The organism is Ignavigranum ruoffiae (genome assembly GCF_900110675.1).
Classification (GTDB): Bacteria; Bacillota; Bacilli; order Lactobacillales; family Aerococcaceae; genus Ignavigranum; species Ignavigranum ruoffiae.
Genome location: NZ_FOEN01000009.1, coordinates 25428 through 40038, shown reverse-complemented (window position 1 = coordinate 40038; position 14611 = coordinate 25428). Strand labels below are relative to the sequence as shown.

The following is a 14611-nucleotide window of genomic DNA, read 5'->3' as shown; positions in this document are numbered from 1 at the left end:
TTTGAAGGGAGTAAGTATTCAATGAAGAAATTCCTATGTTTACTTTTCTTGCTGATGAATCTTATGTTGCCCCTAGACCAAGTTCAAGCGGCAAGTTTTGATATCCAATCTACCAAGATAGAAGCTCAGATTTTAGACAATGGCGATGTCCATTTCAAGCAGGAATATCTATATAGAATTGATGAAGTCAATGGTGTTTGGATTGATGTTGATGGCTCAGGTCATGAATTATTGGATTTACATATTGGTGTTGTGGACGATAATGGACAAGTTCAGTATTTTGAAGAAAATAATAGTGAAGCCCCGGGAACCTATCAACGCAGTGAAGAAGGAACGGTCTCTCGTTTTAAAATTTTCTATCCAAGTGAGAATGATACTAAGACTTTTGTCTTGGATTATCGGCTAGCTTCCATTGTTGACAATTATCAAGATACAGCAGAATTTAATTGGCGAATTGTGGGGAGTGGTATTAGTGAGAATTTAGCTGTTGAAGCTCGTATTTATTTACCTGACCGCCTAGATGAAGATGAACACTTCAATGTATGGGGACATGGTTCTCCTTTCGGTAAGGTTTATCCAGTCAGAGAGACTGATTCAGCTTATATTGATGTTCAAGTAGCGGATAATCCGTCTCACACTTTTGTTGAGGTTCACGCTTTATTCCCACCGCGCCTAACGGCTAAGAATCCAAAGCAAAGTCCTGACAAAGTATACCAACAGAAAGTTAAAGAAGAAGAAGCTCGAGTTGAACAGGATCGTATTAACTTTGAACGCCAACAATCTCTAGGTCAATTGGCAATGACCATTTTAACAAGTATCGGCATTTTAGGCTTAATCATGGGTATTTTTCGGCATCGGTCCTTAGTCAAGAAAGCTAATCCGCAGCCAGCTCATGTACCTGAACATCTCTTCCAACCGCCTTCAGCTCTGCAACCAGCGTTAGCGTCCCAAGCCTTTGTACGGTCCCAAAATGTGGCCGATCCGAATGATTTCTCCAGCACTTTGTTGGACTTGGCCCGGCGTGGTTACCTACAGATTGAAGAGATTAGCCAGGTTGATGGCGAAGATACGGTAGATATTCTACCGCTGAAAGCGGCAGATGACGCCCTCACAGAATATGAGAAGGACGCCTTGGCCTTGGTTACCCTTGAGGATGGTCAAGCTCTACGTTTAAGTGACTTAGGCGATTTAATGGAAGCGGATGAGGATTATAAAGAACGTCAGCAAGATTTGATGGATGATTTTAGTGACCATTTGGCTGACCAAGTTGACGAGATTCGCCCCGATAAATCTCCTTATGAAAGGAAGGGAGGCCTTAACTTTACTTTAGTTTTCCTTGTCGCTATCTTTAGCATCGTTGGATCTGGATTGATTGGCGGCTTTACCCATATCGTTAGTGCAAAAGTTTGGACTTATTTTATAATGGGTGTCGCCTGTGCGATTATCTTATTAGTAATCTTCCTGGTCCTCTTTATACGTCAGCCATTCAGGACCTATGAAGCTGACAAGCAATATCGGTCTTGGCGGGCTTTTGGCCAGATGCTGAAAGATATTGGCCAGATGGATTTACGCAAAATTGGTTCCTTAGCGCTGTGGGAAGAATATCTGGTCTATGCAGTGGCTTTTGGTTACGGAAAGAAAGTTATTAAGGCGATGACCCATAGCTTTAGTCAAGAAGAATTGATGAATGCCAGCTTACCATTCAGTTTCTATGCCAATGAAGGAGTATTCTTGAGTCACTTCAATGATTCAGTTTCTGAGAGTGTGAATCATTCAAGCTTTGGCTCAAGTAGCTACAGCGGCTCCAATAGTGGCGGTCTAGGAGGTGGCTTCTCCAGTGGTAGTTCTGGTGGCGGTGGCGGGGGAAGCGGTGCAGGTGGTTTCTAAGCTGATTATTTGGCTTTCAAGAAGCTAACTTGCATTGGCCGTGTCATCGTGATAAGCTAGCACAATAGCAAGCATTAGAAAGTGATGTCCATGTTAAATATTAGTCAAGAAAAGATAAAATATAAGGAAACAGATTGTGATAGTCTGCAATTCTCGATTCTAGCCTCTGGTTCAAGTGGGAATTGCACCTATATAGAATCAGACCATCAACGACTACTGGTTGATGCGGGTCTTTCTGGTAAGAAGGTTGAAGCTTTACTCAAACAAATCGGTCGCAATCTAGCAGATATTGATGCCATCTTGGTTACCCACGAACATAAGGATCATATTCATGGGGTCGGCGTCCTATCGCGTAAGTATAACCTACCGATTTATGCCAATGCCAGAACTTGGTCCCTGATGGATCAAATGATTGGTAAGATTGATCCAGACAATCGACGTCTATTCGAAGCTGAGCAAATGTTAACCTTCGGTGATTTAGATGTCTTAAGTTATGAAGTGAGCCATGATGCGATTCAACCACAATTTTATGCCTTTCAAAAAGCCGATAAACAATTTGTGATGTTGACCGATACTGGCTACGTCTCTGAGAAATTACGTTCGGATTTGAAGAACGCTTCAGCTTATCTGATCGAAAGCAATCATGAAATTGAAATGCTGCGGTCGGGGCGTTATCCTTGGTCTTTGAAGCAACGGATTCTTAGCGACAAAGGCCACCTTTCCAATGTAGATGGGGCTTTAGCGATGGTTGATTTAATTGGCGATAAGACCAAGAGTATTTATCTAGGCCATCTAAGCCGAGACAATAATACCAAAGAACTCGCGATGGAAGCCATGCGACAAACCTTGAGTCAAGAAGATTTTGCCGTCGATGAGGCCTTCCATGTCTATATGACGGATCCTATTAAGGCAACGGCTTTAAATCGTTTATAAGAAGATGAAGCCATTCGTGGGACCGCTACGCATTTGTTTTAGAAATTAGATGATGAAAGTTGGGGGAGCAAGTTTTAGACTGCTCTCCTTTTTTCAAACTTGGTTATTTCTGTATATTTTGACAATTAATTCATAATTACTATTTTGCTTTTCATAATCTATTCATAATTTGATGCTAAGATAAAATCATAAATTAAAGATGTTCATGAAAGGACTGAAATAAAATGTCAAAAAACGCCCCTCAACATACTAACACTAGCAAAGAACCTTCTATTTTTTGGAAAGGCATTTTTGGCGGGGTGTTAGGAAGTGCAATTTTATTACTTACCATGCTATTACTCGGAGTAAACCTAAATATGGATGATAGTCAAAAAACAGCCGGAGCACGCCAGAATTTATCCGACTTTGAATCGGTCATCGTGGATACCGTTTCTAAGACCAGTGATGCGGTCGTTTCTGTTGAAAATTATCAATTGGCTGGCACCAGTGGAACCATGTATGGTGATTTCTTTGGCAGCGATGGTGGCATTAATTTGGATAAATTTGATGCTGAACCCCAATTGGCCGGTTCTGGTTCAGGTGTAGTTTACAAGATTGATGGCGACAAAGCCTATATCGTAACCAATAACCATGTGATTGAAAATAATGATTCCTTAGAAGTTCAAATGGCCGATGGCCAAAAGACGGAAGCAAGCTTGGTCGGAACCGATAAACTCAGCGATATTGCTGTCTTAACCATTCCAGCTAAATATGCTAAAACAACTTTGGAATTTGCTAACTCAGATGACCTTCAAGTAGGTTCCCTAGCCATTGCCATTGGTTCTCCTGTTGGCGAAGATTTTGCGACTTCAGTGACCCAAGGGATTATTTCAGGACTTAATCGGAAAGTATCAGTCGATACTGATGGTGATCAAAATCCAGATTGGGATATGACCTTAATTCAAACAGATGCCGCCATTAATCCAGGCAACTCTGGTGGGGCCCTAGTCAATACTCAAGGCCAATTAATCGGTATTAATTCAAGTAAGTTCGCCTCCACTGCCATTGAAGGAATGGGCTTTGCCATTCCAATCAATGACGTGAAGAATATAGTGTCTCAACTTGAAGAGAAGGGTGAAGTGGAACGACCAGCCCTAGGTATTCAAATGTGGGATTTGGCTCAAGTTTCGATTGAATCTCGAACCAATATCCTCAAATTAGCTGAAGATCAAGTTGATGGCGTCATCGTGATGCGTATTCAATCTCAATCTGCCGCTGAGACTGCTGGACTTCAACAATATGACGTCATTACTGGTATTAACGATGAAACCGTCACTGATGCGATGAACTTGAAAGAAGTGCTCTACCAATACAAAGTGGGGGACACAATTAAACTTAAGATTATTCGTGAAGGCAAAGAGCAAACCATAGATGTGAAGTTAACCGACACTGTTCAAAACAATAATTAATATGTTTCTCAGAATGAGGAGGGAGCCTTTTTTAACCGAAGGGACCTCCTCTTTTTAGCCTAAAAATGGAAAAACTTGTGGATAAGTCCTGATAAAATCAGCTCAAATTCATAGATTACTCTGAATTAATGCAGTAAAACACAGAGATATCAACCTTTTTAGCGGTTGTTCACAATGGACTGTGGATAAGTTTGGGTAAAGAGGGTAAAAAATAGACTTATACACAAAACTTGTGCATAAGTCCATTTCTTAGTCTAATTCATTTAAATAATCGAAGCGTTCGAATTTGCGTGAGCTAGCAATGGCCACAATAATAATTTCGTCAGGAAGTTTAAGATCTGTTGGAATGGTCTTCAACGGTTCGCCTCGTTCTTCACGCATACCAATCAAGTTAAGGTCATATTTTACCCGTAAGTCTAGGTCAACCACACTCTTTCCTACCCAACGTTGGGGAACTTCGAATTCAATTAATGAGACATTCTCGTCAAGGCGTAAGACCTCGTCAATACTATTGCGGAGAATCTTTGAAGCTAAGCGATAACCAGAATCACGTTCTGGTGAGACCACGGAGGTCACGCCAACTTCATATAAGACTTCTTCGAAAGTCGTTGAGCGCGCTTTGGCAATAATTTGGGGAACGCGCATTTTTTTGCAATGCATGACCGCGAGGACAGCAGACTCCAGGTTAGAGCCTGTGGCCACGACGACAAGATCACAATTTTCTAATCCAGTACTCTTTAACAAGTCTATGTCAGTGAAGTCACCGACTACCGGATTAGTGACCGTATCAGCAACCATTTGAACCCGATCAGGATTACTGTCAATGGCAATAACCTCGGTGCCAAAGTTCCCCAATTCTTTGGCTACCGTTCGACCAAATACACCCAGACCTAGGACACCAACAATTTTTGATTTCATAGGGCATTCCTCATTCTTTATCTAATTTGGGCCAACAAGTTAATTGATGGCTCGACTCTGTTTTACTATAACGGTCGTTGGCCCTTTATGCAAGACTATTCTCTCTTCCATGATTGAAATATTATGATAAGATAGGTTGGAGGTGGTGCAAGTGAATATTGAAATTATTGTAGTCGGTAAATTAAAAGAGAAATATTTAAAAATGGGCATCGCAGAATACCTTAAACGTCTGCAATCCTATGCTAAATGTAAAATTATCGAAGTCGCAGATGAAGCTACCGAAGGGAATTTGACTGAGACCCAAGAAGCGCTCATCTTACAAAAAGAGGCCGATCGCATTCAAGCCCACCTGAAAGCTGATCGGAAATTATGGATTCTGGCGATTGAAGGGAAGCTCATGTCCTCAGAGGAGATTGCCCAAACCATGGAAGACTATGCGACTTATGGTCAGAGCAAATTAACCATTGTGATTGGTGGCTCTTTAGGCATCGCCCAATCGATCAAAGATCAGGCCGATTTGCTCTTAAGTTTTGGTCGCATTACTTATCCCCATCAACTCATGCGGCTGGTACTTGTTGAACAAATTTATCGGGCATTTCGGATTATCCACCACCAACCATATCACAAATAATCGCTTATTTATTGAAAGTGGGTCAGAGGACTTTTAGCTGTTGGCCGTCTTGTGATAAAATAGGCGAAGAATATATCATAGATAGGACGATATTATGTCAAAAATTACTGCCTTTCTTAAAGAAATAGTCTCTTTATTACTGACCTTAGCAGTCATGTTATTGGCGATTAAATTAGTATTTTTTTATGTTGCTGAACCTTTTATCGTGAATGGCCGTTCAATGGACAATACCTTACAAAGTGGTGAACGTCTATTGATGTTAAAACAAAATAAGATTGAACGCTTTGATGTCGTGGTGTTTCCCTCACCCATTGAGGCAGATAAATTATATATCAAACGCGTGATTGGTCTACCTGGGGATACAATCGAATATAAGAATGACCAGTTAATACTGAATGGCCATGCTTTGACCGAACCTTACTTACAGGATTTATCCCAACAAACTTCTGGACCGTTTACTTATGATTTCCGTTTACAAGATGTGACCGGTGAACAAAAGGTTCCCCAAGGTAAGTTATTTGTAATGGGCGATAACCGGCGGAATTCTTTAGATGGTCGGTCTTTTGGTTTTATTAATCTTGAGGATATTGTCGGAGAAGCAGATCTAGTTCACTGGCCTCTGGATAAAATCCATCTCTTAGACCAATATAATTTGTCGGCCGATGGTCAGGAGATTGTCAAAGAATAGTTTCACTTCATTGAGATGACTAAGGATTGAAAGATAAAGTCAAAGGCTATATAATGATTAGGACTAGAATAGATTAGTAAATACGTGCAGGCCTTTAGAGAGTTATTCCTCGGCTGAAAGAATAATGGTACTGGCGGATTGAACCTACTATTCCTTAAGGATGGTCTGGACTCCCTTATCGGTCCCTAAGTCGGTTATGATCACATAACAAATAAGGTGGTACCGCGGAGCAGGCTGTCTTCGTCCTTAATTAGGATGGACAGCCTATTTATTTTTTAGGAGGAAAGTAAATGGTAACAAGACGAGAAGATTTTTCGAAGTGGTACTTACAAACGATACAACAAGCAGATTTAATGGATTATGCCCCTGTGCGTGGCTGTATGATTTTTAAGCCCAACGGTTATGAAATCTGGGAACATATCCAAGACGAAGCGAATCGTCGATTCAAAGCGGAAGGTATCCGAAATGCGTATTTCCCAATGTTGATTCCTGAATCCTTCTTCTCACGGGAGAAAGATCATATTGAAGGTTTTAGTCCTGAGTTACCTTTTGTGACCGAAGCAGCAGGTGAGGTGCTTGAAGAGAAATTGGCGCTTCGCCCAACTTCTGAAACGATTATTGGCGATTCTTTTGCCAAGTGGATTCAATCTTATCGTGATTTGCCTTTGGAAATTAACCAGTGGGCCAATGTCTTCCGTTGGGAGAAACGAACCCTGCCATTTCTAAGAACCTCAGAATTTCTTTGGCAAGAAGGACACACAGCCCACGCTACGGCTGAAGAAGCGCAAGAGCGGACTATGCGGATGTTAGATGTCTATGTAGAACTTATCGAAGATGTCTTAGCGATCCCGGTCTTTAAAGGTGAGAAAACGCCAAGTGAACGCTTTGCCGGTGCTGAACGTACCTTCTCGGTTGAAGCCATGATGCAAGATGGTAAGGCAGTCCAAGCAGGAACCTCCCATTATATGGGGACTAAATTTGCCGAAGCTTTCAATATCCGCTATTTGAATCAAGATAACGAGCACGTCCTTACTTATACTACCTCCTGGGGAATTTCTACCCGGTTAATTGGGGCGATGATTATGACCCATGGTGATGATCAAGGGCTGGTCCTACCACCAAAGATTGCTCCCCAACAAGTGGTATTTATTCCAGTTGGCCCATGGCAAAAGAACCCTGCCATTATGGAAACCATTGAACAATTGCAAAATGACTTGAAGAAAGAGGGCATTCGCACTATCGTTGATGATAGTGATAATCGTCCAGGTTATAAGTTTAATGAGTGGGAACTTAGAGGAGTGCCATTACGCGTGGAAATTGGTCCTCGTGACTTGGCTAATCAACAAGCGATTCTTAAGGCCCGTGATTTAGCCGATAAGGAGAGCATCGATTTGGCAAATTTCGTTAAAGAAATCCAAACTGCTTTAAGCGAAATGCAAGTTCGATTATTAGAATCAGCCCGTCAACGGGTTAAAGAATTATCTTACACTCATATTAATACGATTGAAGAATTGGAAGCACATATCGAAGCTAAACAAGCCGCTGGCGAGCCGCTCGGTTTCGTCTTAGCTGGTTGGAATGGTAAAGCTGAGACGGAAGCTGAGATTAAAGAGCGGACTGGCTTTACTACCCGTAATATTCCTTTCGCGGGTACCGTCGAAGCCAAACATAAAGACATTATTACCGGCGAACCTGCCACAACCACAGTTTGGTTGGCACGGGCATATTAAGTTATATTTAGGAGGAAATTTTATGAAATGGTTAGCCCTGGATACCTCATCAGCAGCCTTGTCGCTAGCCCTTGGCCAGGGGAGTCTGGGCAATATAGTTCCGGTGGCTTCTTTTCATCAACATTTGAGCCAACAACATGGGGCCAGCTTGTTGCCCGAAATTCAACGCTTGTTGCAAAGTGTGGATTGGCAAGTGGAAGATGTGGCTGGATTGATTGTGGGCGTCGGTCCAGGATCTTATACTGGACTGCGAATTGGGGTGAGCCTAGCTAAGATGTGGGGCTTGTCCAGGCAAGTTCCTGTCTATCAGGTTTCTAGTCTAGCCTTATTAGCTCAACAAGCACAGGCCCAGCCAGACGATTTAATTTTACCAATTGTAGACGCTCGTCGCCTATCCGCTTATTGCAATCTTTTCGCTCAAGCAGAGGGTGAGTTGACGGCCTTAGGTCAAGATGGACACGTAGATTGGCAAAGCTTTATCCCTGAATTGACGACGCGTTTACGAGATATGTCTTATGGAGACCTGATTCTGATCGGTTATCAAATTGAAGCCTTTGCTGACTTTCTGCATCAAGAATACCCGCAACTTTCTTTTAAACTTCAATCCAGTGCCGAATATTATCCTCGGGCCGATCTTGCTTTTACTGGCATAAAGATAGACCCAGTCACAGATATTCATACTTTAAATCCTAATTATGTTCATGCCACCTTAGCTGAACGACAGTGGGCCGATCAACATCAGCGACCCGTAGCAAATGAGGAAGAAAATGAAAGATATATTGAACATTTTTCGTAGTGGTTCACCTAAACGTAAGGTGGTCAAACACACGATCATGAATCAGCTACAAAACGAGTTGAGTTTGGTCACTAAAGACCAGGATTTAAGATTTCGTTTGGGTGGCGAAGCCGATTTAGCAGAGTTTGTTCATTTAGAAGATCAAGCTTATCAGGGATATTTAGCTTGGCGTTTGAAAGATTTTCAGGGGGACTGGGAGCGAAATCCATTTGCCGTTTATTTAATCTTAGAGCAAATCCAGGTCGATGGTCAGAGTCAAATTTTAGGGGCGGTGACCGGTCGCTTTAAACCTCAAGGAGCCCATATTAGCCATCTGATGGTCCATCCTGATTATCAAGGTCTAGGCTATGGTCAACTGCTCTTAGATAAATGGATTGAAGCTGTTAAGTTAATCGGCCTACCAAAGATTACCTTAGAGGTTCGTCAGTCCAATTATCGGGCTCAGAATCTTTATATCGGTGCCGGTTTTGTTAAAGGGCATGTTAAGCATTTTTATTATTCAGATAATCATGAAGATGCCTTCGAGATGGTGTTGTCCTTATGTCAGAAATAAAATTATTACATCTTTCAAGTCAAGATCTTAGTCGTCGTCAAAGACGGCAATTGGCAAAATTAATTGAAGAAGGATTTGCTTGGTCTCCTGCCTTAATTATCACCGAATTAGCTTCAGAACAGACCCAATTCATCGTCATTGAAAAAGAAAGAAAGATGATAGCCTATCTAAGCTATCGTCAAATCTTCGACCAAGCCGATTTAATTCAGATTTATGTTCGTCCTGAATGGCGGAAGCAAGGGTATGGTCAGCGACTGATTGCAGCCTTGCAAAGGATTGACAGTATTCAAGTGATCTATCTGGAAGTTCGGGTATCAAATCGCTCGGCCATTAATTTATATCAACAATCGGCATTTGAATTAAGGGGAAGTCGGCTAGATTATTATCAGCAGCCTCGAGAAGATGCTTTTATAATGATTTGGGAAAGGAGGTAAGTGAGTGACTTTAATCTTAGCTTTTGAATCATCTTGTGATGAAACCAGTGTCGCCGTCGTGGAAGACGGTCGATTCATTCGGTCCAATGTTATCGCTTCGCAAGTGAAGAGTCATATGCGCTTTGGCGGTGTGGTGCCGGAAGTTGCCAGTCGTCATCATGTGGAACAGATCAGTCAAGTCTATCAAATGGCCCTCGACCAAGCTGGGGTTGAAATGGATCAGATTGATGCGATTGCTGTGACCTACGGACCTGGTTTAGTCGGCGCCCTCTTGGTAGGAGTCACAGCTGCCAAAACTTTGGCATTTGTTTACCATAAACCTTTAATTGCAGTGAATCATTTGGCGGGCCATATCTATGCCAATCAACTCTCTCAAGCGCTTGAATTTCCTTTGTTGGCCTTAATAGTTTCTGGTGGACACACCGAATTAGTTTATATGGCTGATGATGGCGATTTTCAAGTTGTCGGCGAGACCCAAGACGATGCCGTAGGTGAAGCCTATGACAAGGTGGGGCGGATTTTGGATTTGCCCTATCCAGCAGGAAAGTATTTAGATCAATTGGCCCACCAAGGTCAGGACACCTATGCGATTCCACGAGCCATGCTTCAAGAGGATAATCTTGATTTCTCATTTTCGGGCATGAAATCGGCAGTGATGAACCTAGTGCATAATGCACAGCAACGTGGCGAAAAGATTGACACAGCCAACTTGGCCTGCTCTTTTCAACAAGCCGCGGTTGAAATCTTAGTGGACAAATCAATGCGGGCTCTGGATCGTTACCCACAAGTTCGTCAATTCATATTGGCGGGCGGAGTCGCTGCTAATTCAGCCTTGCGTCAACAACTTGCTCAGACTTTAGCCCAGAAGCATCCTGACTTAGCCCTACTCATTCCTGATTTTAGTCTCTGCGGTGATAATGCCGCGATGATCGGAGCAGCGGCCTATAGCTTGTATCAACAAGGCAGATTTGTTGAATTAGATTTGAACGCTCAACCTGGCTTAGATCTGTAGCTAGTTAAACTTAAGTAAAATATGGCTCAGTCATAATCCTAGCGGTTTATTTTACTCGCTGAATCAGACTGAAATCATTCGTTAATCGTTATTCTTGATGGCAAAGAAATTTAAAAAACCGAATATTACCCAATTGAAGTCAAGCATGAATAGCTGACTTTCAGAATAGGACCCTCTAGAGATTACTTGGCGAACAATTACCAAGTTGTAATGCTCGTGGGTCCTTTTTGCTGGGTAAATATTCGGTTTATTGTGATTAGCCAGGGATCTGGATAGTAAATCAATCAAGAAGATCTCTACACTTTATTGATTAAGGATTAAAGCTCATGCTCTTCTTTAAAAGCTTCTAGGTTCAGGGCAGCTTCTTCCCAGGCTTGCACAGCTTGGTCAATGGCAGCTTGGACCCGCAGTTGTTCTTTATGTTGTTGAGCTAAGGCTTGACTATCGTTAGTCTGTGCCAACTCAGCCATCTTGGCTTCAATTTGTTCTAATTCAAGCTCGAGTGCTTCATTGCTTTGCCAGCTATCTTCGACTTGTTTTTCTAATTTGCGTAATTGTTGGCGGAGTAACTTGGAATCTTCATAACTACGCTGGTTTTGACTCATCGGTGCAGCTTTCGTCTGCATTAAATCTTCTTGATTAGCCTCTTGGGCGGCAGCAATTTGTAAGAGTTCAGCTTTCTTGGCTTGGTAATAATCGTAATCACCCAAGTAGAGGTCCGCGCCTTCTGGGTGAATTTCTAGGACCTTGTTAGCAATCCGATTGATAAAATAGCGGTCATGGGAGACAAAGAGCAAGCTACCATCATAGTTGATTAAAGCATCTTCCAAGACTTCTTTGCTATCGATATCTAAGTGGTTGGTCGGTTCGTCCAATAAGAGGGTATTATCATGGTTGGTGGCTAATAGGGCTAAACTTAGACGCGCCTTCTCCCCTCCGGAAAGTAAACCGACTTTCTTTTCTACCGTTTCCCCTGAGAATAAGAAGGAACCTAATATCGAGCGAATTTGCCATTCATCGGTTAAGTCATGAGCCTGCCACAAGGTTTCCAATACGGTGAGATTAGGGTCGAGCTGGTTGACATTTTGGTCATAATAGCCTATTTGCACGTTGCTGCCTAAGCGAATATCACCCGCTAGGGCAGGCAATTGTCCCAAGATCGTCTTTAACAAGGTGGTTTTACCGACGCCGTTAGGACCGACAATGGCAATGGCTTCTTGACGTCCTAATTCTAGGTTAAGGTAGCGGGCTAAGGGGGCCTCGCTCGCCGAATAACCGATGGCTAGATTATTGACACCAATTACTCGCTGGCCACTTTCTTTGGCAGCTGAGAATTGAATTCTTGGCGCTTGTTGATCTTGTAAGGGTTTTTCAATTCGTTCCATCTTTTCGAGGCGTTTGCGCCGACTTTGAGCACGCTTGGTGGTCGATGCCCGGGTGATATTTTTTTGGATAAAATCTTCTAATTTGGCGATTTCCTCTTGTTGCTTATCATAGGCTTGTTGTTCTTGTTGTTGGCGTAAGGCTTTTTCTTTTAAATAATAATCATAATTTCCCGCATAGGTATGGAGGGTTTGATGCCGCAGTTCAACGACTTGCTGAGCCACTTTATTCAGGAAATAGCGGTCATGGGAGACAAGTAACAAGGCTCCCCGATAAGACATCAAATAATTCTCTAGCCAAGCTAAGGTCTCCATATCCAAATGGTTGGTAGGTTCATCTAAGATGAGCAAGTCATAATCCGTCAATAAAGTCCGGGCCAAAGCTAGACGAGTTTTCTGGCCACCGGACAACGAATTAACCGGTCTTTTATAGTCTTCTTCATAGAATTTAAAACCATGTAAGACCGTACGGATATCAGATTCAATCGCGTAGACATTATTTTGAATCATCTGTTCTTGGATCTGATCATAGTGGGCTAAAGTTTGCTGATATTCTGGACTGTGGGTTCGGTCTGCTAAATCAGCCAGTTGATTCGCCAGTGTTTCGGCCTCGTCTCTTAAAGCTAACCGGTCTTTGAAGACCGACATCATCTCATCCCAAATGGTCCGATCAGAATTGATCGCCACATGTTGTTCCAAATAGCCAATCCGTAAATTCTTAGCGGTGGTAATCTCACCTTCTGAGAGGGGTTCTTGTCCCATAATCTGTTCAATTAATGTAGACTTACCTGTTCCATTACGACCGACCAAGGCCACCCGGTCGCCACTTTGAATATTAAAATTTACCTGCTCATATAAGGTCACATCAGCGAAACGACGTGCCACATTATTCGCTTGCAATAGAATCATGATTTTCTCCTACTTCCCAATGGTTGTCGCTTCATTATAGCATGAGCGATTTAAGCTCGCAAAAAAGCTTAGAGCCTTTATATTTCTCGGTTAAAAAGCTACAATAGCTAATATGTTAAAAGCGAACGACTTTGAGAAGAATTCACAAACTTAGGGAGCAACTGTCGCAATCCAAGAAATTATCTGCTATACTATGGAAGTTAAAAGGATAATAGAGATTGGAGTGTCGCAAATGCAACAGAACATACCGAGAGCTACCGCATTGCGTCTACCTATTTATCGTCGTTATTTACAGTATTTGCATGATGCAGATATTGATCGAGTATCATCCACAGAATTAAGTGCGGCGGTTAAAGTAGATAGTGCGACCATTCGGCGTGATTTTTCATACTTTGGTGCTTTAGGTAAACGAGGCTATGGCTATGATGTGGAATACTTGTTACAGTTTTTCACGAAGATTCTGAGTCAAGACCGCTTGACCAATGTCGGCCTGATTGGCGTGGGGAATCTAGGTCATGCTTTATTGAATTATAATTTTAGGAAGAGTTCTAATATTCGGATTGGTGCGGCCTTTGATGTTCGTGAGGAGATTGTCGGAACGATTCAATCTGGGGTACCAGTGTATTCGATGGATGATATTGAATATCAAATGGAACAACAACAACTTGATGTGATGATTATAACCGTTCCGGAGGAGTCCGCTCATGATGTGGTTGATCGCTTAATTAAAAGTGGCATCAAAGGAATTCTGAATTTTACTCCTTTGCGCTTTGAAGTTCCAGCCGGTGTTCATGTGCAGAATGTGGACTTAACCAATGAGTTGCAAACCTTGATTTATTTTATCGAAAGTGATTTATCTCAATAATGTTAACCGACGGGCTTAGGCCCGTTTTTTTATTTATTTAGAGGTTATGGCTTGCAATCTTGACCTAATTAGACTATTATAGAAGCATAGATTTAGCACTCAATGTCAAAGAGTGCTAAAGAAAAATTATCAATCATTGGAGGTTATTGTAAATGTTAAAACCCTTAGGAAAACGTGTAATCATTAAAGTGGCTGAAACAGAAGAAACCACAGCTAGCGGCTTCGTCCTACCTGCTTCATCTAAAGAAAAAGAACAATATGGCGAAGTAATCGCCGTTGGTCCAGAAGTAGAAGCTGAAGACGGGGTTAAAGTAGGGGACCAAGTTTACTTTAAATCTTATGCTGGATCAGAAATTGAATACCAAGAAGAAAAATACTTAATCGCAGAATTAAAAGATTTACTTGCTGTGATTGACTAATCAAAC

General features: G+C 42.1%; 14 protein-coding genes. 12 read left to right on the top strand and 2 right to left on the bottom strand.

Annotation, left to right across the window (positions count from 1 at the left end; genetic code table 11):
• Nucleotides 1-21 precede the first annotated feature (21 nt).
• The 3 genes from BMX34_RS07540 (at nucleotide 22) to BMX34_RS07530 (ending at nucleotide 4268) form a co-directional block, all read left to right on the top strand.
• Entirely contained in the window at nucleotides 22-1887 is a 1866-nt protein-coding gene (locus BMX34_RS07540; protein ID WP_092572384.1) for a DUF2207 domain-containing protein, read from the top strand.
• A 90-nt stretch (nucleotides 1888-1977) separates the two neighbouring features.
• On the top strand, nucleotides 1978-2820 hold the full coding sequence (locus BMX34_RS07535) for an MBL fold metallo-hydrolase (protein ID WP_234971699.1): 843 nt from the start codon (nucleotides 1978-1980) through the stop codon (nucleotides 2818-2820).
• 224 nt (nucleotides 2821-3044) lie between these two features.
• Nucleotides 3045-4268 carry a S1C family serine protease gene (locus tag BMX34_RS07530; RefSeq protein ID WP_092572380.1) on the top strand — a complete coding sequence of 408 codons (1224 nt, stop codon included), beginning with the start codon at nucleotides 3045-3047 and terminating at the stop codon, nucleotides 4266-4268.
• 249 nt (nucleotides 4269-4517) lie between these two features.
• Here the strand turns inward: BMX34_RS07530 and BMX34_RS07525 are convergent, their stop codons facing one another.
• Nucleotides 4518-5186 (bottom strand): potassium channel family protein, encoded by a 669-nt coding sequence (locus tag BMX34_RS07525; protein WP_092572378.1) that lies wholly within the window; start codon nucleotides 5184-5186, stop codon nucleotides 4518-4520.
• Between the two features lie 151 nt (nucleotides 5187-5337).
• Here BMX34_RS07525 and rlmH point away from each other — a divergent pair, with 151 nt between their 5' ends.
• The 7 genes from rlmH (at nucleotide 5338) to tsaD (ending at nucleotide 11030) form a co-directional block, all read left to right on the top strand.
• Nucleotides 5338-5817 carry a 23S rRNA (pseudouridine(1915)-N(3))-methyltransferase RlmH gene (gene rlmH / locus BMX34_RS07520; RefSeq protein ID WP_092572377.1) on the top strand — a complete coding sequence of 160 codons (480 nt, stop codon included), beginning with the start codon at nucleotides 5338-5340 and terminating at the stop codon, nucleotides 5815-5817.
• 94 nt (nucleotides 5818-5911) lie between these two features.
• Entirely contained in the window at nucleotides 5912-6505 is a 594-nt protein-coding gene (lepB, locus tag BMX34_RS07515; RefSeq protein WP_200793430.1) for a signal peptidase I, read from the top strand.
• A gap of 290 nt (nucleotides 6506-6795) precedes the next feature.
• On the top strand, nucleotides 6796-8235 hold the full coding sequence (gene proS, locus BMX34_RS07510) for a proline--tRNA ligase (RefSeq protein ID WP_092572375.1): 1440 nt from the start codon (nucleotides 6796-6798) through the stop codon (nucleotides 8233-8235).
• Nucleotides 8236-8257: 22 nt separating this feature from the next.
• Entirely contained in the window at nucleotides 8258-9031 is a 774-nt protein-coding gene (gene tsaB / locus BMX34_RS07505) for a tRNA (adenosine(37)-N6)-threonylcarbamoyltransferase complex dimerization subunit type 1 TsaB (protein WP_092572373.1), read from the top strand.
• On the top strand, nucleotides 9003-9584 hold the full coding sequence (gene rimI, locus BMX34_RS07500) for a ribosomal protein S18-alanine N-acetyltransferase (protein ID WP_159428893.1): 582 nt from the start codon (nucleotides 9003-9005) through the stop codon (nucleotides 9582-9584). Before tsaB ends, rimI (BMX34_RS07500) begins: the two co-directional genes overlap by 29 nt.
• Nucleotides 9572-10018 (top strand): ribosomal protein S18-alanine N-acetyltransferase, encoded by a 447-nt coding sequence (gene rimI / locus BMX34_RS07495; RefSeq protein ID WP_092572369.1) that lies wholly within the window; start codon nucleotides 9572-9574, stop codon nucleotides 10016-10018. Before rimI (BMX34_RS07500) ends, rimI (BMX34_RS07495) begins: the two co-directional genes overlap by 13 nt.
• Before the next feature lie 4 nt (nucleotides 10019-10022).
• Entirely contained in the window at nucleotides 10023-11030 is a 1008-nt protein-coding gene (tsaD, locus tag BMX34_RS07490; RefSeq protein WP_092572367.1) for a tRNA (adenosine(37)-N6)-threonylcarbamoyltransferase complex transferase subunit TsaD, read from the top strand.
• 317 nt (nucleotides 11031-11347) lie between these two features.
• Here tsaD and BMX34_RS07485 read toward each other — a convergent pair whose 3' ends face one another.
• Complete coding sequence (locus BMX34_RS07485; protein ID WP_092572365.1) at nucleotides 11348-13321, bottom strand: ABC-F family ATP-binding cassette domain-containing protein; 1974 nt, start codon at nucleotides 13319-13321, stop codon at nucleotides 11348-11350.
• Between the two features lie 232 nt (nucleotides 13322-13553).
• On the opposite strand from BMX34_RS07485, the gene BMX34_RS07480 reads away from it, so the two are divergent.
• Both BMX34_RS07480 and BMX34_RS07475 read left to right on the top strand, forming a co-directional pair.
• The gene (locus BMX34_RS07480; protein WP_092572363.1) at nucleotides 13554-14186 is read left to right on the top strand and encodes a redox-sensing transcriptional repressor Rex; all 633 of its coding nucleotides are present in this window, start codon (nucleotides 13554-13556) and stop codon (nucleotides 14184-14186) included.
• A 152-nt stretch (nucleotides 14187-14338) separates the two neighbouring features.
• Complete coding sequence (locus BMX34_RS07475) at nucleotides 14339-14605, top strand: co-chaperone GroES (protein ID WP_092572361.1); 267 nt, start codon at nucleotides 14339-14341, stop codon at nucleotides 14603-14605.
• Nucleotides 14606-14611 lie beyond the last annotated feature (6 nt).

Excerpts from the sequence above, each read along its gene's own strand:
- BMX34_RS07540 (WP_092572384.1), top strand. The coding sequence starts at position 22 with ATGAAGAAATTCCTATGTTTACTTTTCTTGCTGATGAATCTTATGTTG.
- BMX34_RS07535 (WP_234971699.1), top strand. The coding sequence starts at position 1,978 with ATGTTAAATATTAGTCAAGAAAAGATAAAATATAAGGAAACAGATTGT.
- BMX34_RS07530 (WP_092572380.1), top strand. The coding sequence starts at position 3,045 with ATGTCAAAAAACGCCCCTCAACATACTAACACTAGCAAAGAACCTTCT.
- BMX34_RS07525 (WP_092572378.1), bottom strand. The coding sequence starts at position 5,186 with ATGAAATCAAAAATTGTTGGTGTCCTAGGTCTGGGTGTATTTGGTCGA.
- lepB (WP_200793430.1), top strand. The coding sequence starts at position 5,912 with ATGTCAAAAATTACTGCCTTTCTTAAAGAAATAGTCTCTTTATTACTG.
- proS (WP_092572375.1), top strand. The coding sequence starts at position 6,796 with ATGGTAACAAGACGAGAAGATTTTTCGAAGTGGTACTTACAAACGATA.
- tsaB (WP_092572373.1), top strand. The coding sequence starts at position 8,258 with ATGAAATGGTTAGCCCTGGATACCTCATCAGCAGCCTTGTCGCTAGCC.
- rimI (WP_159428893.1), top strand. The coding sequence starts at position 9,003 with ATGAAAGATATATTGAACATTTTTCGTAGTGGTTCACCTAAACGTAAG.
- rimI (WP_092572369.1), top strand. The coding sequence starts at position 9,572 with ATGTCAGAAATAAAATTATTACATCTTTCAAGTCAAGATCTTAGTCGT.
- BMX34_RS07485 (WP_092572365.1), bottom strand. The coding sequence starts at position 13,321 with ATGATTCTATTGCAAGCGAATAATGTGGCACGTCGTTTCGCTGATGTG.
- BMX34_RS07480 (WP_092572363.1), top strand. The coding sequence starts at position 13,554 with ATGCAACAGAACATACCGAGAGCTACCGCATTGCGTCTACCTATTTAT.
- BMX34_RS07475 (WP_092572361.1), top strand. The coding sequence starts at position 14,339 with ATGTTAAAACCCTTAGGAAAACGTGTAATCATTAAAGTGGCTGAAACA.